This window comes from Shewanella sp. CG12_big_fil_rev_8_21_14_0_65_47_15 (assembly GCF_002783505.1).
Classification (GTDB): domain Bacteria; phylum Pseudomonadota; class Gammaproteobacteria; order Enterobacterales; family Shewanellaceae; genus Shewanella.
The window spans coordinates 63798-83883 of record NZ_PFGL01000045.1 but is presented as its reverse complement, the minus strand read 5'-3'; the positions used below and the strand labels follow the sequence as shown (position 1 = coordinate 83883).

The 20086-nt window shown below is 50.2% G+C and carries 12 protein-coding genes and 1 pseudogene; 12 read left to right on the top strand and 1 reads right to left on the bottom strand.

What is annotated here, in order from left to right:
- The first annotated feature begins 3 nt into the window (after positions 1-3).
- From bamC to COW15_RS12715, 3 genes are all read left to right on the top strand, one after another.
- Complete coding sequence (gene bamC / locus COW15_RS12725) at positions 4-1101, top strand: outer membrane protein assembly factor BamC (RefSeq protein WP_293632911.1); 1098 nt, start codon at positions 4-6, stop codon at positions 1099-1101.
- Between the two features lie 358 nt (positions 1102-1459).
- Positions 1460-2542 (top strand): efflux RND transporter periplasmic adaptor subunit, encoded by a 1083-nt coding sequence (locus tag COW15_RS12720; RefSeq protein ID WP_293632910.1) that lies wholly within the window; start codon positions 1460-1462, stop codon positions 2540-2542.
- Positions 2539-5634 carry an efflux RND transporter permease subunit gene (locus tag COW15_RS12715; RefSeq protein WP_293632909.1) on the top strand — a complete coding sequence of 1032 codons (3096 nt, stop codon included), beginning with the start codon at positions 2539-2541 and terminating at the stop codon, positions 5632-5634. Before COW15_RS12720 ends, COW15_RS12715 begins: the two co-directional genes overlap by 4 nt.
- A gap of 377 nt (positions 5635-6011) precedes the next feature.
- Here COW15_RS12715 and COW15_RS12710 read toward each other — a convergent pair.
- A pseudogene (locus tag COW15_RS12710) lies at positions 6012-6206 on the bottom strand (PQQ-dependent sugar dehydrogenase); the annotation flags it as partial.
- Positions 6207-6751: 545 nt separating this feature from the next.
- Between COW15_RS12710 and COW15_RS12705 the strand changes: the two are divergent.
- The 9 genes from COW15_RS12705 to COW15_RS12665 all read left to right on the top strand — a co-directional run bounded on the left by COW15_RS12705 (position 6752) and on the right by COW15_RS12665 (position 19973).
- Positions 6752-7102, top strand: a complete 351-nt coding sequence (locus COW15_RS12705) for a cytochrome c3 family protein (RefSeq protein WP_293632907.1) — start codon at positions 6752-6754, stop codon at positions 7100-7102.
- Between the two features lie 492 nt (positions 7103-7594).
- Positions 7595-10474 carry a molybdopterin-dependent oxidoreductase gene (locus tag COW15_RS12700; protein WP_293632906.1) on the top strand — a complete coding sequence of 960 codons (2880 nt, stop codon included), beginning with the start codon at positions 7595-7597 and terminating at the stop codon, positions 10472-10474.
- Positions 10474-11379 (top strand): uroporphyrinogen-III C-methyltransferase, encoded by a 906-nt coding sequence (cobA, locus tag COW15_RS12695; RefSeq protein ID WP_293632905.1) that lies wholly within the window; start codon positions 10474-10476, stop codon positions 11377-11379. Before COW15_RS12700 ends, cobA begins: the two co-directional genes overlap by 1 nt.
- Positions 11372-12799 (top strand): hypothetical protein, encoded by a 1428-nt coding sequence (locus COW15_RS12690; RefSeq protein ID WP_293632904.1) that lies wholly within the window; start codon positions 11372-11374, stop codon positions 12797-12799. The genes cobA and COW15_RS12690 overlap by 8 nt, the downstream gene beginning before the upstream one ends.
- Entirely contained in the window at positions 12799-13398 is a 600-nt protein-coding gene (locus COW15_RS12685) for an ANTAR domain-containing protein (RefSeq protein WP_293632903.1), read from the top strand. The genes COW15_RS12690 and COW15_RS12685 overlap by 1 nt, the downstream gene beginning before the upstream one ends.
- Positions 13399-13644: 246 nt before the next feature.
- Positions 13645-16284: a nitrite reductase large subunit NirB gene (gene nirB, locus COW15_RS12680; RefSeq protein WP_293632951.1), complete on the top strand. Its 2640-nt coding sequence runs from the start codon at positions 13645-13647 to the stop codon at positions 16282-16284.
- Positions 16281-16628, top strand: coding sequence for a nitrite reductase small subunit NirD (gene nirD / locus COW15_RS12675; protein WP_293632902.1), 348 nt, complete (start codon positions 16281-16283; stop codon positions 16626-16628). Before nirB ends, nirD begins: the two co-directional genes overlap by 4 nt.
- 6 nt (positions 16629-16634) lie before the next feature.
- Positions 16635-18095, top strand: coding sequence for a NarK family nitrate/nitrite MFS transporter (locus COW15_RS12670; protein ID WP_293632901.1), 1461 nt, complete (start codon positions 16635-16637; stop codon positions 18093-18095).
- Between the two features lie 117 nt (positions 18096-18212).
- Positions 18213-19973, top strand: coding sequence for a bifunctional protein-serine/threonine kinase/phosphatase (locus COW15_RS12665; protein ID WP_293632900.1), 1761 nt, complete (start codon positions 18213-18215; stop codon positions 19971-19973).
- Positions 19974-20086 lie beyond the last annotated feature (113 nt).

The following is a 20086-nucleotide window of genomic DNA, read 5'->3' as shown; positions in this document are numbered from 1 at the left end:
TTAATGCTAAAGAAAGTCACCCCACTGTTCTTAGTCGCTGCCGTTGCAGCCTGTAGTTCGCCACTCGAGCGTCGCCAAGCAAACGGCGGTGAAGACTATGTTCAGGCCGAGCAAGTGCCTTTGCTTAAGATCCCCGAGGGATTGAAAACACCGCCCTACAATAAAGAATATCAAGTGCCTTCCATTGGCCCAAAAGCCAATCCGACACTTGTGGGTAAGAATCTCGATATCCGTCCACCACTGCAGGTTCTGCCAATGGCAGAAGGAACCCATGTGGAAGAGGGCAGCGATAACATCAAGATTGTGGTCGAATCTATCGACAACAGTGTGGATTTGAAACAGGAAATCTTCACCAATATTGATGGTTTCTTAGCAAAGCAGTCCATTCCTGTGCGTAACCGCAATTTTGATAAGGGCAGTATCGAAACCGATTGGATTGAAAGCCGTGAAGTGATCGAATCGAGCATGTGGGGTTCAGATAAGGTTTACCTGCTGCGCCAACGCTACCGTTTCGATGTGGAAACCCGTCCCCATGGGCGTACTGCGAATATCGTGATCCACTTAGTGGAACATGAAGAGTTTTATGACGATAAAGCGCAAGAAGTCCTGTTAAGCGGTGAAGATAAGCAGCGATACACTATTGATATGCTCAACAGTGCTATTGCTTATATGAGTATCAAACGTGAACAAGCGATCCAAGCCAACCGCTTGAAGCAAACCTTAGGCATTAATGTCGACTTAGTCACACCAGAAGACGGCGTCGCCTATTGGTCAGCCAAGGCTCCTTACAAGCAAGTATGGGATCGTTTACGGATCGTACTGCCGGAAATGGGCTTCGAAATTTCCGATATGGATAGTGCTAAAGGATTATACTTCATCAAGTTTTCAGATAACTCTGGTTTCTGGAGCTCCCTCTGGAGTGACGATAAATTATCCTTAAAAGAAGGTAGTTACCGTTTACTGCTCGAAGACGGTGATACGCCTGAAGAGACTAAACTCTTTATCCGAGACGCCGAAGATAAGCCGCTCGATAATGATGTGATTACGGGTGTGTATCAATCCTTGTCGAACCTGATGAAGGAAGAACGTAAGTTACGTTAATCCTATCTTGAGACTAAAAAAGGGCGATTATCGCCCTTTTTTATTGGCCTAGATCCACAAAGCGCAGTGTATTCAAACCACCACAATGTTTGCTTTCCCACTTTTTATACCAGCATTTTCTGAGTGGATTTAGTTTTAACATGCGGTCATTTTAATATAATTAGCGTTAATCACTACCCCATACCGTTATTGCGCAATTTTCAGATGCCGTATCTCTTTTTTAGTGCTAAAGATAAATATTTACACATTTTTTGCGCTATGGTCGTAATTTGTAAGAAAAAGTAAAACGTATTGATGTGATGATACGAGTGGGTAAACTAGCCGTCACTAATGCGAGTCTTCATCATTTGGAAGCCAGATGAAAAAAATTATCATAACAATCGCCATTTTGGCGTCGGCATGGTTTGGATATCAAGCCATGCAACCCCAAGAGACAGGTCAGGCCAAAGCTAAACTCGTGCCTAATGTGGTGATTGCTACCGCAGCAATCGCGCCCGTACGCGATGAGGTTGAAGCCATAGGCACGAACAAGGCCTATGAGTCTGTGACTATTACGCCTAAAGTCACCGATGTCGTGATCTCATTGAAATTTAACGACGGTGATATAGTCAAGAAAGGGGACTTACTGGTACAGCTACAAAATGCCGAGCAAATTGCCCAGGTGAAAGTCGCCCAAGTGAAGGTGAGTGATAATCAGCGGGAATTTAACCGGATAAGCTCTCTGGTGACGAGTCGCACTGTGGCCGAGTTAGAGCGTGATCGTCTGCAAACCTTAATCGACACTACCCGCGCCGAGTTAGAGCAAGCACAATCCTCCCTTAACGATCGCAGCATTCTAGCCCCTTTCAATGGCCGGCTAGGGTTACGCCAAGTGAGTGTGGGAAGCTTAGTGACCCCAGGCACTGAAATTACCACGCTCGATGATATTTCTACGATTAAATTGGATTTTTCGGTTCCTGAGCGTTTTATTCAAGATCTGCTCCCCGGCAAATTGGTCGAAGCTAAAGCCGTGGCATTTCCAGATTTTACCTTTAAGGGCGTGGTGACTTCCATTGACAGTCGTGTGAATCCAACGACCCGTGCCGTGATAGTGCGTGCCGAAATTCCCAATCCAGAGCTGCGCTTGCTACCCGGCATGCTGATGAAGGTTAAGCTCATCAAACGTAGCCGCGAAGCCTTGATGCTGCCGGAGTCGGCCATTATTCCCATCCAGAACAATCATTTTATCTACAGCGTGAATAAAGACAATGTGATTGAACGTAAGCAGGTCACTATCGGCATCCGCACCCGTGGTTGGGTGGAAATCCTCGAGGGGATCGATGTTGGTGAAAAGGTGGTGATCCGCGGCCTACTTAAAGTGCACCCTGGCGATGTGGTCAAGACCGAATTGGCTGAAAAGTTTAGCTATCTTTCCGATGCCAATGCGGAGCCAAGTGTATGATCCTGACAGATCTTTCAGTTAAGCGCCCGGTATTCGCCTCGGTTATCAGCTTGCTGCTAGTGGCCTTTGGTCTGGTGGCGTTTGATAAATTGCCCCTGCGGGAATACCCCAATATCGATCCACCGATAGTGTCGATTGAAACTAACTATCGCGGTGCCAGTGCCGCGGTAGTGGAGAGCCGCATTACCCAGTTGATTGAAGACAGGATCAGCGGAGTAGAAGGCATTCGCCATGTGAGTTCATCGAGCAGCGATGGTCGTTCCCAGGTGATCTTAGAGTTTGACATCAGCCGCAATATTGAAGATGCGGCCAACGATATCCGCGATAGAATTTCAGGCCTGCTTGATAACTTGCCGGAGGAAGCCGATCCCCCAGAAGTACAGAAGGCCAATGGTGGCGATGAAGTGATTATGTGGCTCAACCTAGTGTCGGATCAGATGACGACCCTAGAGCTGACCGACTACACCCGCCGCTATTTAGCTGACCGCCTGTCAGTCGTCGATGGTGTGTCTATGATCCGTATCGGCGGTGGCAAGGTTTATGCGATGCGGGTTTGGCTCGACAGACAAGCCTTAGCCTCACGCAGTTTAACGGTTACCGATGTTGAAGCGGCGCTGCGGGCGGAAAACGTCGAATTACCTGCAGGTTCGATAGAGTCTAAGGAACGTCACTTTACCGTGCGCTTAGAGCGCAGTTATCGCACCGCGGAGGATTTTGCTAATCTGGTGATTTCCCAAGGGGAAGACGGTTATTTAGTCAAATTAGGCGATGTGGCTAAGGTGGAAATTGGCTCTGAAGAAGAGCGCATCATGTTCCGCGGTAACAAAGAGGCCATGATAGGGCTTGGGGTATCGAAGCAGTCGACCGCCAACACCTTAGAAGTCGCACGAGCGGTCAATGCCTTAGTCGATAAAATCAACCCAACCTTACCCGCGGGTATGTCGATTAAACGCAGCTATGACAGTTCAGTGTTTATTGAAGCTTCAATCAAGGAAGTGTATCAAACCCTGTTCACGGCGATGATCCTCGTGATTATCGTGATTTACCTCTTCCTGGGCAGTGTGCGCGCCATGCTGATCCCCGCGATTACAGTACCTGTGTCACTGCTCGGTACTTTTATTGTGCTGTATGCGCTTGGTTATACCATCAACCTCTTGACCTTATTGGCGATGATCCTTGCCATCGGTATGGTGGTGGACGATGCGATTGTGATGCTGGAAAACATCCATAGACGCATTGAAGAAGGAGATTCACCCTTAAAAGCGGCCTTCCTCGGTGCCCGTGAAGTGGCCTTTGCGGTTATTGCCACCACCTTAGTGTTAGTTGCGGTATTTATGCCGATCACCTTCCTCGAGGGAGACTTAGGTAAACTGTTTAAAGAGTTTGCCGTGACGATGAGCGCCGCGGTGATTTTCTCCAGTATTGTGGCCCTAACATTGAGCCCTATGATGTGTTCGAAATTACTGAAACCCGCCGCGCAGGATTCATGGTTGGTGCGTAAGGTCGATGGCATCATGACTCGCATTTCCAATGGTTATCAAAACGCACTGGAAAGGGCGATGGCACGGCCAATGTTGATGTCGATTCTGGTGCTGTGCGCCTTAGGGAGCAGTGTTTTCTTAGCACAGAAAGTGCCGCAGGAATTCGCCCCTCAAGAGGACCGCGGCTCCTTATTCCTAATGGTCAACGGCCCGCAGGGCGCGAGTTACGAATATATCGAATCCTATATGAACGAAGTGGAAAATCGCTTGATGCCATTGGTTGATTCGGGCGATATAAAACGACTGTTGATCCGCGCTCCCCGTGGTTTTGGTCGTGCCGCCGATTTCTCTAATGGTATGGCGATTGTTGTGTTGGAGGATTGGGGACTGCGTCGTCCGGTGAAGGAAGTGATTGGCGATATTAACAAGCGCCTCGCCGATTTAGCGGGTGTACAGGCGTTCCCTGTGATGCGCCAAGCCTTTGGCCGCGGTGTGGGTAAACCCGTGCAGTTTGTGATTGGTGGTCCAAGTTATGAAGAGCTTGCCCGCTGGCGCGATATTATGATGGAAAAAGCGGCGGAAAACCCACAACTGCTCGGATTAGATCACGATTATAAAGAGACAAAACCTCAGCTGCGGGTGGTGATCGACCGGGACAGGGCGGCAAGCCTTGGGGTGTCGATTTCCAATATCGGCCGCACCTTAGAATCTATGCTGGGGTCTCGCTTAGTCACCACTTTTATGCGTGATGGCGAAGAGTACGATGTGGTCGTGGAAGGTGAGCGCAGTAATCAAAATACCGCCGCCGATCTGCAAAATATCTATGTGCGCTCCGAGCGCAGTAAGGAGCTGATCCCACTCTCTAACTTAGTGACAGTGGAAGAGTTTGCCGATGCCAGTTCCCTTAACCGTTATAACCGCATGCGGGCTATCACCATTGAGGCCAGTTTGGCAGATGGCTATAGCCTAGGTGAAGCCCTTGATTATATGAATCAACTGGCGCGTGCCTATTTGCCTGCAGAAGCGGTGATCAGTTATAAGGGGCAATCCCTCGACTACCAAGAATCGGGCAGTTCCATGTACTTTGTATTCCTGCTGGCCTTAGGGATTGTATTCCTGGTCTTAGCCGCGCAGTTTGAAAGTTATATTCATCCTATGGTGATTATGCTGACAGTGCCATTGGCGACTGTGGGTGCCTTGGTTGGCTTGTGGTTTACGGGGCAAAGCCTCAATATTTACAGCCAGATAGGTATTATTATGCTCGTGGGTTTGGCGGCTAAAAACGGCATTTTAATTGTAGAGTTCGCTAACCAACTTAGGGATAAAGGGGTGGATTTCGACCGCGCAATTATCCAAGCCTCCTGCCAGCGCTTACGGCCCATTCTAATGACGGGGATCACCACAGCCGCAGGTGCCGTACCTTTGGTATTGGCCGCGGGCGCGGGTGCAGAAACCCGTTTCGTGATTGGTGTCGTTGTGCTATCGGGAATTTTGCTGGCAACCCTATTCACTATTTTTGTGATCCCCTCGGCATACGGGCTTTTCGCCCGTAACAGTGGCTCACCCGAGGCCATCGCCCAACAGTTAGAAAAAGAACTCGCGCAGGATTAACAGCGCTTCGTTTAAATTAAGGCTCGCTCGAGTCTATTGCTAGTCAGTTAAACCCCGTACAAAAATAGGCGCTTAAGTCATCTTAAGCGCCTATTTTGTTTGTAGATAATTGATGATCAGCAATGGCCTATAGCTTGAATATAGCGAAAAGAGGTTTTCTCAAACCCTATGGCTTCATAGTAGGCCTGCGTCTTTTCCCTAGATACTTTTGTAATTGTTCTGGCGTTGCACTATAGCCAAGCTGATTAAGTAACGTTTGGATTGTCTTAAGATCTGCTATCTCGGCTTGTCTAATCTGAATTAAGTTCATCGTTATTCCTTAGTCATTAATCTAGGGAAGTGAGCTGGCGGCTCCGAATTTAGTGCTATTCATCGTCGCCCTGTGGACCATGCTCGCTAGTCCACAATACTTTGCTAATAGGATTAATTGCTGTGCCCTGCATATTGCGATGGCCAATTGACCAGATCTCAGGCAAAGCGCCTGCCGTATTAACGAATGAACCATCGGCATGAATACGCACCACTTTGCCTAAATGATTGTCTAATGTTTGCGCGCTCTCTTTTTCGCTATAACATGCTGCCGTCGGGTAAAAATACCATGCCCCAGATATTTTTTAACCCTTCTGCTAGGGTGTTGGCTGATGGTTTTGGCGTTAGCGGCTTGGGTAAACATCGCCAGTGAGCTTGCAAGCAGACACAGCACAAGGCTTAGGGTTCTCTGTTTCATTATTTTCCTTAAAAACACTGGGCTCCAAGATGAGGGTTCAGGGTAACAAGTCAGTCACTTAAGGGCAATTTATCCGCATAAAATTGAATCTAAATGTGGTGATGGGTTTTTAGGGTTTCAATCAGATTTTTAACCATTACGCTAGGGCATTTTACCATGTAACCTTGGGGTTGTATGAATGTAAAACTCTTATATAAGCATGTGGTTACATGATACAGCGCACATTTTACCCTTGAGTATATTGGTAAAGTTACCTTTGCTTAGACTAAGGTTGCTTATTGTTCGATCCTTAGCTAAGTTAAATCGAGTCGTGCTATTTACTTTAGGTTGCGAGATGGAAGTCACCCTGACAAGAATTTCCACTGACAATCGCCATTGGAGGATACAATTGTGAGCAAAAAACTATTAAGTGCGCTTTTCGGGGCAAGTCTCGCAGCGTTAGCGCTGTCGCCAACCGCATTCGCAGCAGATCAAAAATTATCTGATTTCCACGCTGAGTCCGGTGGTTGTGAAAGCTGTCATAAGGATGGTACGCCTTCATCCGATGGTGCTTTTGAGTTTGCCCAGTGCCAAGACTGTCACGGTAAGCTTTCTGAAATGGACGCAGTGCATAAGCCACATGATGGCAATTTAGTTTGTGCTGACTGCCATGCGGTACATGATATGAACGTAGGTGAAAAACCGACCTGTGAAAGTTGCCATGATGATGGTCGTACACCTGCGACTATTCTGAAGAAATAAACCAAGCTAGCGCATGTGATGCGCTATTTGTCGTTTTCGTAATGCCAGCCTAGTGCTGGCATTATTGTGTCTGATATAAAATTTATGTTCGCTTCGCTTACAAAACATACTTTGGTTGATGCCTTTTAACACTACTATAACACCCATGCCAACTTCCACATGTTGAACTATGCATTTATTGCTGGTTGTTTTTAAGCCGTTAAGGTTGTCCTGCGGTAGTTGAAGCCTCGGGTAAAGAGATCACTTTTTAACTTAACACTCAGTAGTGATATACCTCTTTATAGGTAGTAAATATCTTTGTTATTCAATAAGATGATCGAAATTGGTGCGTATTGTTGCACCTATGTTGCGCACGGTTGATGTGCAGTGTGGAAGTTAAAAAATCAACCTTTAATAAATCAACAACTTAATTTTTGGCATAGCTTTTGCCCTTATCTTAGTCTGCGTTTAACAGGATTAATGGGGATTAATCCCGATGGATGAGGTGTGCAAATGTCACTAAAACGAACGAGTTGTGCATATTGCGGAGTGGGGTGCGGCGTGATGATCGCATCGCCTAGCGATGAAGAGAATGGTGGTTCATCGGCACCCCACCTGTCGCTGCGCGGTGATCCTGAGCATCCTGCTAATTGGGGGGATTTATGTGCTAAGGGTGAACGCTTACTCGACAGTTTGCCGCTACCATCTCGATTACTTTATCCCCAGCAGCGAGCGACCAAAGCATTGTCTTGGTCTGATGCCATCACACTCATTGCCGATACATTTAGCCAAACCATTATCGAACACGGTCCTGGTTCAGTGGCATTTTATCTCTCGGGGCAATTACTGACCGAAGATTATTATGTTGCCAACAAACTGGCAAAGGGCTTTATCGGCACGCCAAATGTGGATACTAACTCCCGCCTGTGCATGTCATCGGCGGTCAGTGCCCACATTCGCGCCTTTGGTGAAGACGTTGTCCCTGGCTGCTATCAAGATTTCGAGTTAGCCGATGTCGTGGTATTGGTCGGTGCCAATTCGGCCTGGACACATCCCGTATTGTTTAAGCGTATGTTGGCCGCCAGAGCGTCACATGGCTGTAAAATAGTGGTGATTGACCCGTTAAGTAGTGCAAGTGCTAAGCGGGCCGATTTGCACCTTGCACTTAGGCCCGGAACCGATAGCACCTTGTTTGCGGGGCTGCTGGTGCATTTGGCAGACAATGACTTACTCGATAACGCATTTATTGATGGCCATAGCGACGGCTTTTACCCCGCATTAACCCGTGCCCGCGCCATTGCGCCAAGTATTGAGCGTGTCGCAGGTGTGTGTGGTTTATCACCAGCGGCGGTGGCGCAGTTTTATCGCTGGTATCAGCCAAGCCTAAATACCGTCACCGCAAGCTGCCAAGGGGTGAATCAAAGTATCTCGGGTACAGATTGCACCAATGCCATTATCAATGTCCATTTGGCCTTAGGTCAGGTAGGGCGAGCGGGTGCGGGCTTTTTCTCATTGACGGGACAACCCAATGCCATGGGCGGGCGCGAAGTCGGCGGACTGGCGACGCAGCTTGCTTGCCATCTGGGATTTTCAGCACCTGAGCGTCAAATCGTTCAAGACTTTTGGCAGGCGCCAGCGTTAGTCGATGGCGCTGGACTTACAGCGGTCGAATTGTTTGATGCTATCGAACAGGGTGATATTAAAGCGCTGTGGATTTTGGGCACTAACCCCGTCGTCTCCTTGCCCGATAGTGCCAAAATTGCGCGGGCGCTTGAGGCCTGCCCGTTTGTGGTGGTGTCTGATATCACGGCGGATACGGATACCGCGCAATATGCGGATGTACTGCTCCCCGCCCAAGGCTGGGGCGAAAAATCCGGTACGGTAACCAACAGTGAGCGCTGCATCAGCCGGCAACGCAGTGTTGTTACCGCCAAAGGGCAGGCAAAAAGTGATTGGTGGGCCTTGTGTCAAGTCGCCAAAGCCATGGGTTTTATCGGCTTTGACTATGACAACAGCGCGGCAATTTTTCGTGAGTTTGCAGGGTTATCGAAAGTGGTCAATCAGGCTTTTCCGGCCAAACAGTTCTCGATAGCGGCATTTGCCGACATTACAGACATTGAATACGACGCCTTAGTACCGACTCAATGGCCAGTGCACCACAAAGCGCAAATCGGCCAACAACATCAGCGGGTATTTACCCATCAACGGTTTGCCACCGAAACGGGGCGGGCGCAGTTTGTGTGTGCAAGTGAAGGTTCTAGCCATAATGCCGCAGGGATTTTAAACACACATGGCGATCACCACCCCTTAGAAGAATTAGCAACAGATGGCCGCAGCCAAGGGTTATACCTAAATTCTGGCCGTAGCCGCGATCAGTGGCACACCATGACGCGCACCGGGCATATTGCAAGCCTTCGCGCCGCGCAAACTGAACCGACGGTGTTTATTCATCCTGATACCGCAAGAGACTTAGGCATTGAAAACGCGGGCTTTTTGCGAATTGCACGCGTAGGTGAGCCGATAACCGATAAGCGCCAGCTCGACATGATACCCGCAAGCGCCGATGGCGTTGCTGCCGATAGTGTTATTGGCCGGGCGCAGTTTGATGACAGTTTGCCGCCCCATTTACTCAATATGCCGATGCATTGGTCGCAGCAGTTTAGTTTAACGGGCGGCGTGAACCTGGCGCTCGATAGCCGCTGGGATCCGATATCTAAGCAACCCGCATTTAAGTGCCAGCGGGTAGATGTGTCTGCGGTATCCATACCGTGGCAGGGCATAGTGTTTGGCGCTGTCGTTAACCCAGCAAACGAGGGTATCGGTCAACGTACCTTTCCAAATGCGCTGTGGCAGGTGCAGCAAACCTTAACGACAGGAGAATGCATTTATCTCGGCTTTAGTTCGCAGGTGCTGGCACTGCAATCATTAAACTTTGAGCGAAGCTTATCTTGGCATTATGGCCCGCATCAGATCAGTTGTTCATTGTCGCAGGGCAAGCTGGTGGCGCTTTGTATTCTTGCCGAACATGCCATTGAGATTGATGTGGCCGTGGTCGCCAGCTTAATTGGCGAGCCTATGGTGCCCGCACTGGTCAAGCGCCTGCACCAACTTCTGTTAGCGGGCAACAGCCAAATTATCTGCGCCTGCACAGGTGTCACAGCGTCGCAAATTAACGATGCCGTTAATCAGATTATTCAACAAACGCGCGCGCAGGGTGCAAGCACGAGTCTTAGCGCCAACGCCTTTGATGATGAAACGATTGATAAAGTGCAGCAAAGGCTAGGGTGTGGCCGGCAATGTGGCAGTTGTTACAGTGAAGTGCAAACCGAAGTTCGCGCGCAAATTAGCCATTGCCGTAAACAGCAAGTTCACCCCGCAGAGGAGGTCGCCTAATGTCTATCGAATCGATTTTTACGGCAACTAAGGTTATCGAACGCATTCCGAAAAGTCTGTCGCCAAAGCTGTTATTGCCAGGCAGTGTCGCCATTGTCGGAGCAGGATGTGGCGAGCTTGATTTATTGACCATTCAAGCGGCGCGCCTTATCCAAAGTGCGAATGCCGTGGTGTATGACAGCTTAGTCAGCCAAGAGATATTGAGCCTGTGCGCATCAGATTGTGCCCGCTATTTTGTCGGAAAACGTTGGGGGCAGCCCAGTGCTAAACAGGATGATATTAACGTCTTGTTGCTTGCATTAGCGCAAGATGGCAAGCGTGTGGTGCGGTTGAAGGGTGGCGATCCCCATGTGTTTGGTCGCGGCGCCGAAGAAGCGCTTTATCTGGCTGAGCATGGCATAAAAAGTCAGTTTGTTAGCGGTATCACTGCCGCGCTGGGCTGTGCGGCCAGTAGTGGGATCCCGCTGACGTTTCGCGGACTCGCGCGCTCGGTCACGCTAGTCACTGGGATGCAGTGTGACGACAGCGCCGCCCATTGGCACGCACTTCTATCGCATCAGTCGACCTTAGTATTTTACATGGGTAAAGAGCAAGCGAGTCATATTGAGCAGCAGCTACTCACAAAGGGTGCATCGGAGCAATTGCCACTCGCGTTTGTTACTAATGGCGGCCGCATCGACCAAGTGGTGACCTACGGCACGTTAGCGACCTTGGCACACACCGCCAGCGCAATTCGTGTTGCCGGGCCGAGTTTGTTGATCATCGGCGAGGTGGTCAATATTGCCATGCAGCTCAATCAGTTATTAGCGCAAATATCGACAAATGATGATGGCCTGCGGATAAATGGCGAGGTGCACTACAGTCCAGTTTACGCCGCCAATGGCGCGGAGGTGGTTTATGGATAATCCCGTCGCTGACAGAGAATATGCAACTGACCCGAGCCGTACTCACCACGATGGAGCTGTGCATGATGGAACTGCACATAATGGCGCCGTGTCAACGGATCTGAGTATCGCCAATGGGGCATTGATTGCACTATTGCCACCCGCGAGCCCAGGGTTTGATGCCAGGCAGCTGATTAAAGCGCTGGGTAAAGGCATCAAGGGCTCGCGCACCCTGCAGCTGAATGAGGCGCGGCAATTAATCGTCGCGTTTGCGGCCAAGCGAGTGAGCTCGGCGCAGATGGCGAGTGCCATGGTGTTAATGCGTGCCCGGGGTGAAACGGCAGCTGAAGTGGCGGGTATCACCCTAGGGCTTAGGGATATCATTGCAACGGATTGGCGCCAGTTGGATGTCGATGTCGACTGGCCGGTTTATGCGGGCAAGCGTGGCCAATTGCCATGGCTATTGTTGGCGGCAAAAGCCTTAGCCGCCGATGGCGTGCGGATTATGTTGCATGGTGATAATTTATCTTTGCCCCATCGTTGTCATGTGGCCGATTGCCTCGCAGCGCTGGATATTACCGTAGCCCATACCCCAGAACAGGTCAAAGTGGCCTTAGAGAGTCATCATCTGGTGTATGTGGCCGTTGACAGTTTTTTACCTGTGATGGCGAGTTGCCGCGCACTGCACCAAGAGTTAGGTTTACGCAGCTTGCTACAAATGGCGGTGCGCTGCGTTAATCCGACCAATGCCAAGAGTGGCCTACGCAGTTACTTTCATTCTGGTTTAGATAAACACTATGCCGCGATCGGTGAGCTAATGTGCGCCAATTCGCCAAGCTGTGTATCGACGTTGGCAATATTTAAAGGCGTGCAAGGCGAAGCGGAGTGGAATCCAAGAGTCAGCACTCAGGTCACTATGCTGGGGGCAAACCTCAGCACTTGCGAGCCGGGCGCTGTGGTTGAAGATGATAAAAATGTTGGACGGTATCAACTAGAGATCCCAACCTTAGTCGCCGCCGCTCTGGGGATAAATGGCGCCAACCATACCGATATGGCTGAGCTTAGCACTGCTTGGGAAGGTGAAAACCCGCCAAATGAACGCCCGCAGCAGGGGCTATCTCGCGCTAATACTTACCGCGACAATACCTCCCGTGATAGCGCCTCCCGCGGCAATGTCTCCTGCGATAGCGCCAATTATTGGAGCGTTATTGGCACTATTTTGTTGGTCAAATTAGCCCTGCGTGACTCGCCCTTATTGAAGGATAGCGGCCATACAATGGCGGCATCGGTTCAACCGGGGGCAAGTGCCGAGTGCGATGCGGCGCTTGTTGAGGCCATCACCCAGGCAGAGGACCTCTGGCGGCAGCGCCATCTTAGTTCTCCCCTTACTCGTCAATGCCAAGTGCTGACCGAAGAGTCTATCCCGCAGGAGGTGGCTTAATGCAAACAGTTATCTATTGCGAACCGGATTGCCTGCAGGATAGCGAAGTGCAAGCGGGGATCCAGTATTTACAAAGCCACATATATTCTCAAGGCATCAGCCATCCGTCAGCACTGTGTACGACACTGCGGGCACTCGAGCAGCGATTGGCTGCAAAGCACTCCGAATGCTTGACCGTGCTGTATTTGACGTATTTATCCGATGTGCATCAAGCGCTGATTGCGCGCTGTTTAGCGCTGTGTCCCATGCCGGTCGTGGTGGTGGCGCAAACCTTTGATGGCGCTGCCCTATCAGAGTTACTGTCATGCGGGCGGGTGACCTTTATTCCATCCAGTTTGAGTGCGGCGCGCATCAATAGTGTGCTGCAACTAGCGCAGCTGCGTTTTGCGGTGGCCACTGTGAATCTCGCCAAAACATCGCAGTTGCAAGAGACCATCGACGGCATCGAGGTCATTAAACAGGCTAAGGGATTATTGCAGGCGCAGGGGATCTCCGAAGGGGAAGCCCATGCCTGTTTGCAGCGCCAAGCGATGGCGCATCAATTGCCTATGGCCGTAGTGGCTAAGCGTTATATTGCGGTCACGCTAGGCACAAAATAATATTAAATTTAAAGTTAAATTAAAGCGTTAACACACAATTTGAAGAATACGGCAATGGCGCCACCTCGTTTATGCGAGGTTGGCGCCATTTTGTTTTTAGCGGTTTTGCCAGCAGTTTTCGACTTAACATTTGCACAGGAGCGAGTGATGGAAACCACAACACACTTAACGGATCTGGTCTTCGATAGTTCAAATATGGATAGTCCCAATATGGATAGTCCAAACACCGATAGACTTGGCATTGACATGGCGCCATCTCGGCCCAGATTAATGGTGATTGGTAATGGGATGGTCGGTCACCATTTTATTGAACAATGCACTGAGCAAGGGCTCAATCATATTTACGACATCACAGTGTTCGGTGAGGAGCCCATTGCCGCCTACGATAGGGTGAAGCTGTCATCTTACTTTGAACAGGGCAATGCCGATGACTTGATGCTGGCAAGTTCACAGGATTATCACGCCGCCGGCATCGCACTTGAACTTAATTGCCGTATCACAGGCATCGATACCCTTGCTAAAACGCTGCAAAGTCAGGATGGTCGCCGTTGGCATTACGATGTGTTGGTGCTGGCGACCGGTTCATATCCCTTTGTGCCGCCGATCGCAGGAAACGATCGCCGTCAATGTTTGGTGTATCGCACCATCGCCGATTTAGAAGCCATTCAAGAGGCGGCGATGCAATCAAACTGTGGTGTGGTGGTCGGTGGCGGTTTGCTGGGCCTTGAAGCCGCCAATGCGTTGTTACAGCTCGGGCTCGACACCCATGTGGTGGAGTTTGCGCCGCAGCTGATGCCAGTACAGCTAAACGATGCCGCGGGCAAAGTGCTCGCCGACAAAATTAGCGCATTAGGGGTGAGCCTACATTTATCCAAAGCGACAAGTGAAATCGTCGATGGCGAGCGGGCGCTGCACAGAATGAACTTCAATGACGGCAGTTTTCTTGAGGTCGATTTGATCGTGTTCTCGGCGGGTATTCGGCCGCAGGACAGTCTGGCTCGAGTGAGCAATATCACCCTCGGTGAACGCGGCGGCATAGTGATTGACGATCATTGCCTCACCTCGGCAACCGATGTGTATGCCATTGGCGAGTGCGCTTTATGGCAGGGCAAGATTTTTGGCTTAGTGGCCCCTGGCTACCAAATGGCGCGCAGCGCGTTATCCCATATTCGTGCGCGCCATGGAAAGCATCCCGTGGTGCCATTTTTAGGGGCCGATATGAGCACTAAGCTCAAATTACTCGGCGTGGATGTGGCCGCCATTGGCGCCAGTCGTGGCTTTGAGGGTGCCCAATGCGTTGAGCTAAGCGATAACGTCAGCGGGATTTACAAAAAACTGTGGGTTGATGATACCGGCACCTATCTTAAGGGCGCCGTACTCGTGGGTGATAACAGCGATTATGCGCGTTTGCTCGAATGCTATTTATCGGCTGAACCCTTAACTGGGCCTGCGGTGGATTTATTGCTGGCAGGCGAGCTTGACAGTTGCGACATGAAAGACAGCGCTATGGTGTGCTCGTGTCATCAAGTCACTAAGGGCGATATTGTTTCTGCCGTGGTGGCGGGCAGCCACACCCTAGGGGAGATAAAAAGCTGCACCCGCGCCGCATCGGGTTGTGGCGGCTGCGCCTCGCTGACCCAATCGATTATCGACACTACGCTAGTGGCCCAAGGGCTCGAATGCCAAAGCGGGATCTGCGCGCATTTCGACCACGACAGACAAAGCCTGTATCACCTGTGTCAGGTTGATGATATTCGGGATTTTACCGATTTGATTCGCCGTCATGGCACGCCCGCGAGCCAAGCTCTCGCCCAGGGCTGTGATATTTGTAAACCCGTTGCCGCCTCGATATTTGCCAGCTTACACAACGATTATGTGTTAACCGCCGCCAATGCGGTGCTGCAAGACACTAACGATGCGTATTTAGGCAATATCCAAAAAGATGGCAGCTACTCAATTGTGCCAAGGATAGCGGGCGGAGAAATTACCCCAGATAAACTGATTGCCCTGGGGCAAGTGGCTAAGGAATATCAACTTTACACTAAAATCACCGGCGGTCAGCGTATCGATCTCTTTGGGGCGGCGTTATCTCAATTGCCTGAAATTTGGCAAAAATTGATTGATGCGGGTTTTGAAACCGGCCATGCCTACGGCAAATCGCTGCGCACCGTTAAGTCCTGCGTGGGCAACACTTGGTGCCGCTACGGGGTGCAAGATTCCGTGGGCTTAGCCATCGAACTTGAGCAGCGCTACAAGGGATTGCGCTCCCCCCATAAATTAAAGTTTGCCGTTTCCGGCTGCACCCGCGAATGCGCCGAAGCGCAAAGTAAAGACATAGGAGTTATCGCGACCGATGGCGGCTGGAACCTATACGTTGGCGGTAATGGTGGTATGCGCCCGCGCCATGGCGATCTTTTTGCGGTGAATCTCAGCACCACAGAGCTTGTGACCTATATCGACCGCATTTTGCTGTTTTACGTGAAAACCGCCGCCCGCTTACAGCGTACCTCAGTGTGGCTTGAGAGCCTGCAGGGCGGAGTCGACTACCTTAAAAAGGTGATTATCGACGACAGTTTAGGCCTCAATGCCAGCCTAGAGCAGCAGATGGCGCATATCGTCAGCTCATATCAATGTGAGTGGAAAACCAGCCTTGAATCGCCGCAGTTTTTAGCGCGCTTTAATGAGTTTATTAATCCCGATGCGGCGCCTGCCGAGCCGACTTTAGCCTATCAAATAGTACGCGAGCAGCGTTTGCCATTGGCGGCGCCCGCACGCCCTGACGCTAATAGAGTCGGTGGCGAGATAGCGCTTGGGGCAGATGATGCGTCGCCCTATTGGGGAGAGCACATTGTTATCAAGGTATTAGAAGAGGAGGGGGCGCTATGAGCTGGGTCAATGTAGGGAATTATTCAAACTTGCCCGTCAATACGGGTGTCGCGGCTTGGGTGAACGGGAGAGCGGTAGCGATTTTTAATCTGAGTGAACAGGGGCTTTTTGCGATTGAAAACTATGATCCGGCATCCGGTGCCAGCGTGTTATCCCGCGGGCTTATTTGCGATATGCAGGGCGAGCTGTGCGTGGCATCGCCTCTGTATAAACAACATTACCGCCTAAGCGATGGTGTGTGTTTAGAAGATAACAAATTGAATATACAAGTGTTTGATGTAAAGCAGCAGGATGGCCGCGTATTGGTGCGCGCCAATGCCCAACTTAACCAGCACAGGGGATAGGCAATCATGGAAAAATTTAATCTGTTCTCTTTTCGGGGCAAGATGAGAATCATGCATTTAAGTTGGATGGCGTTTTTCATCACTTTTGTGGTGTGGTTTAACGCTGCGCCTTTGTTGAGCGTGATCGCTGCCAGCTTAGGATTAACCACAGCCCAAATTAAAACCTTACTGATCCTCAACGTCGCATTAACCATTCCGGCGCGGGTGATCATTGGTATGGTGACCGATAAATATGGCCCAAGGCTCACCTATTCGGTGCTCTTGGCCGTGTGTTCGATCCCCTGTTTTATGTTTGCCTTTGGCAGCAGTTTTGAGCAACTGGCACTGGCGCGCTTTCTTATTGGCTTTATCGGTGCGGGCTTTGTGGTCGGTATTCGTATGGTCAGCGAGTGGTTTCCCGCCAAAGAACTGGGCACGGCCGAAGGCATTTATGGCGGCTGGGGTAACTTTGGCTCGGCCGCCGCGGCCTTTAGTTTACCGGCTATCGCCTTGGCATTTGGCGGGGCAGATGGATGGCGTTACGCCATTGCACTGACGGGCGTAATGAGCCTAGTGTTTGCCTGTGTGTATTATGTGGGCGTCACCGATACCCCAAAGGGCGCGACTTACTTTAAGCCCAAGAAAACCGGCGCCATGGAGGTGACCAGCAAGGGCGACTTTATGTTGTTGGTTGTGATGAAAGTGCCGATGTACGCCACCTTAGCCTTACTTGGGTGGAAGTTATCGCCTGTGGGCGTCAACATGCTGGCCCAATCGACGGTTACCTTGATTTATGTGAGTCTCATTGCGATATTTATCTACGATTTTTATCATACTTATCAAGTTAATAAGGGGATTTTTGCCGCGCCAGTTCCCGAGTTTGAGCGCTATCAGTTTAAGCAAGTTGCGGTATTGAATGTGCTGTATTTTTCAACCTTTGGGTCTGAGTTAGCCGTAGTGTCTATGTTGCCACTGTTTTTTGCCGAAACCTTTTCACTTGGGATGGCACAGGCGGGCATGGTGGCTTCCTCCTATGCCTTTATGAACTTGATGTCGCGCCCCGGTGGCGGCTGGTTAAGCGATAAATTTGGCCGAAAATCGACCTTGTTAATTCTGACCGCAGGCTTAGCAATAGGGTATTTCGGGGTCGCACAAATCGATAGCACTTGGTCTTTGCCCTTGGCGGTCGTGATGGTGATGGCGTGCTCTTTTTTTGTTCAAGGTGGTGAGGGGGCCGTCTTTGCTGCTGTGCCATTAATTAAGCGGCGTTTAACCGGGCAAATCGCCGGGATGACAGGCGCGTACGGCAACGTGGGCGCGGTGTTTTTCTTAACTGTGTATTCTATGGTGTCGACTCAGGCCTTCTTTTATGTGATAGCCGCCAGTGCATTGCTTGGTTTTATCACGTTGTTTTTTATGACTGAGCCCAAGGGCCATATGGCCGAAGTGAATGAACAGGGCGAAGTCACGTTAATCAGCGTCGGTTAAGGTTATCAAGTTGTTCAACAGTATCGGGCTGACGTACTGATTGGGCTAATCGATAGCCTGCACATACTGAAATGACCATTACAGGTGTTAAGTGAGCGATAATTTATGGTTCAAGACGTGTCTACCCCGTTACCCTTTGATACCCATTTACGAATTGCGGTAGGACAGTGCTCTGAAAAAGGCATCAAATCGCGCAACGAAGATGCTATCGGTATTCGGATCCCCGATGGCAGTTTGTTGACCACCAAAGGCATAGTGGCGGTATTAAGCGATGGTGTGAGCGCCGCTGAATGCGGTGCAAAAGCATCTGCGATCAGTGTGAGTAATTTTTTGGCAGATTATTACTCTACACCTGAAAGTTGGAGCGTCGAAACCGCCAGCACTAAAGTTATCAACGCGCTTAACCGCTGGCTCTATGGATTAGGGCAAAATTACCGCGATGCCCGAAAAGGCTATGTGTGCACCTTTAGCGCCTTAGTGTTTAAGTCGTGCAGTGTGCATGTGTTGCATGTGGGCGATAGCCGAATTTACCGTTTGCGCGATGGCCATTTACAGCGATTGACCCAAGACCATGCCAGCCAAGTCAGTGACAAGCAGCGTTATCTTACCCGCGCCATCGGGATGGACCTCAATTTAGCGGTAGATTACCAGCAACTTACTTCTCGGGTGGGCGATCTGTATCTCATCTCTAGCGATGGCGTGCACGATGTGCTTACCGATGATGAAATCGGTCAGGCATTAACTCGCGTGTGCCATCAATCGCCCAGCGATAACCAGTTGGCAGAGGCGAGTGAGCAGCTTGTGACCCACGCACTTGATGCGGGCAGCCAAGATAACCTCAGTTGTCAGTTGTTGTACGTTGCAGGATTGCCGAGCCAAGATAAGGCCGATGTTTACCGCAGACTTGCCGAAAAGCCGTTTCCACCGCCGCTCGATGTTGGCATGGTACTCGATGGGTACCGTGTCGATAAGGTACTGCATCAAAGTCAACGCAGCCAAGTGTATCTGGTCACCGATACCCATAGCGACAATGCTGGGCGGCAACTGTGCATGAAAACCCCGTCGGTGAATTACCTTGATGATGGCGCCTATATTGAACGCTTTATGCTCGAAAGTTGGATAGGTAGTCGCATCAATAGCACCCATGTGGTGAAAGTCCTCGATAATCATAGGGCGAAATCGGCGCTTTACTATCTGACCGAATACCAACGCGGTCTCACCTTAAGTCAGTGGTTAGTGCAGTACCCGCAAACCGCAGTTGAAGAGGTCTTGTCCATGCTAAAGCAGCTCGAATTAGGGCTCAGAGCCTTTCATCGGCGTGAAACGCTCCATCAAGACTTGAAGCCTGACAACATTATCGTGGGCCAAGATGGGCGGGTTCGGATTATCGATTTTGGCGCCTGTTTAATCAAAGGCGTCACCGAAATCAACAGTCCATTGCAGCGCGATAGCCTATTGGGCACCGCCGATTATACCGCGCCTGAGGTGATTTTAGGTATGGCGTCCAGTGTGCGTAGCGAGCTGTTTTCCCTTGCTGCGATAGCATATGAAATGTTGTCCGGTCACGCCGTGTACCAGGGGAAATTATCACACTGCCGTCATGTAAAGGACTATCTCAGGCTAGAGTATATTCCGGCATACCAACTTAACCCTATGATCCCTGAGTGGCTTGATGAGCCACTAAAAAAAGCCTTGAGTATCGACCCAAGACATCGCCAAGCCGATACCTGTGAGTTTATTGATGCTTTGATCCGCTCGGAAAATCATCAAAAAATCAAGCCGTTCCAACCACTCATTGCACGGGATCCCATCAAGTTTTGGCAGAGCCTATGTATTATTCAGTTGTGTTTGTTGATTTACTTGCTGATTTCAACTTAAGGCCCATCGTTGAGCTTTAATCCAGAGTAAAGCCATTTAAGCTAAAAAAGCCAAGGCCACATTAAGTGCAGCCTTGGCTTTATCGCTATCTTACCTTCGTGCCTAAGCCTTAC

Coding starts and splice junctions, on each gene's coding strand:
- bamC (WP_293632911.1), top strand. CDS start 4: ATGCTAAAGAAAGTCACCCCACTGTTCTTAGTCGCTGCCGTTGCAGCC.
- COW15_RS12720 (WP_293632910.1), top strand. CDS start 1,460: ATGAAAAAAATTATCATAACAATCGCCATTTTGGCGTCGGCATGGTTT.
- COW15_RS12715 (WP_293632909.1), top strand. CDS start 2,539: ATGATCCTGACAGATCTTTCAGTTAAGCGCCCGGTATTCGCCTCGGTT.
- COW15_RS12700 (WP_293632906.1), top strand. CDS start 7,595: ATGTCACTAAAACGAACGAGTTGTGCATATTGCGGAGTGGGGTGCGGC.
- cobA (WP_293632905.1), top strand. CDS start 10,474: ATGTCTATCGAATCGATTTTTACGGCAACTAAGGTTATCGAACGCATT.
- COW15_RS12690 (WP_293632904.1), top strand. CDS start 11,372: ATGGATAATCCCGTCGCTGACAGAGAATATGCAACTGACCCGAGCCGT.
- COW15_RS12685 (WP_293632903.1), top strand. CDS start 12,799: ATGCAAACAGTTATCTATTGCGAACCGGATTGCCTGCAGGATAGCGAA.
- nirB (WP_293632951.1), top strand. CDS start 13,645: ATGGCGCCATCTCGGCCCAGATTAATGGTGATTGGTAATGGGATGGTC.
- nirD (WP_293632902.1), top strand. CDS start 16,281: ATGAGCTGGGTCAATGTAGGGAATTATTCAAACTTGCCCGTCAATACG.
- COW15_RS12670 (WP_293632901.1), top strand. CDS start 16,635: ATGGAAAAATTTAATCTGTTCTCTTTTCGGGGCAAGATGAGAATCATG.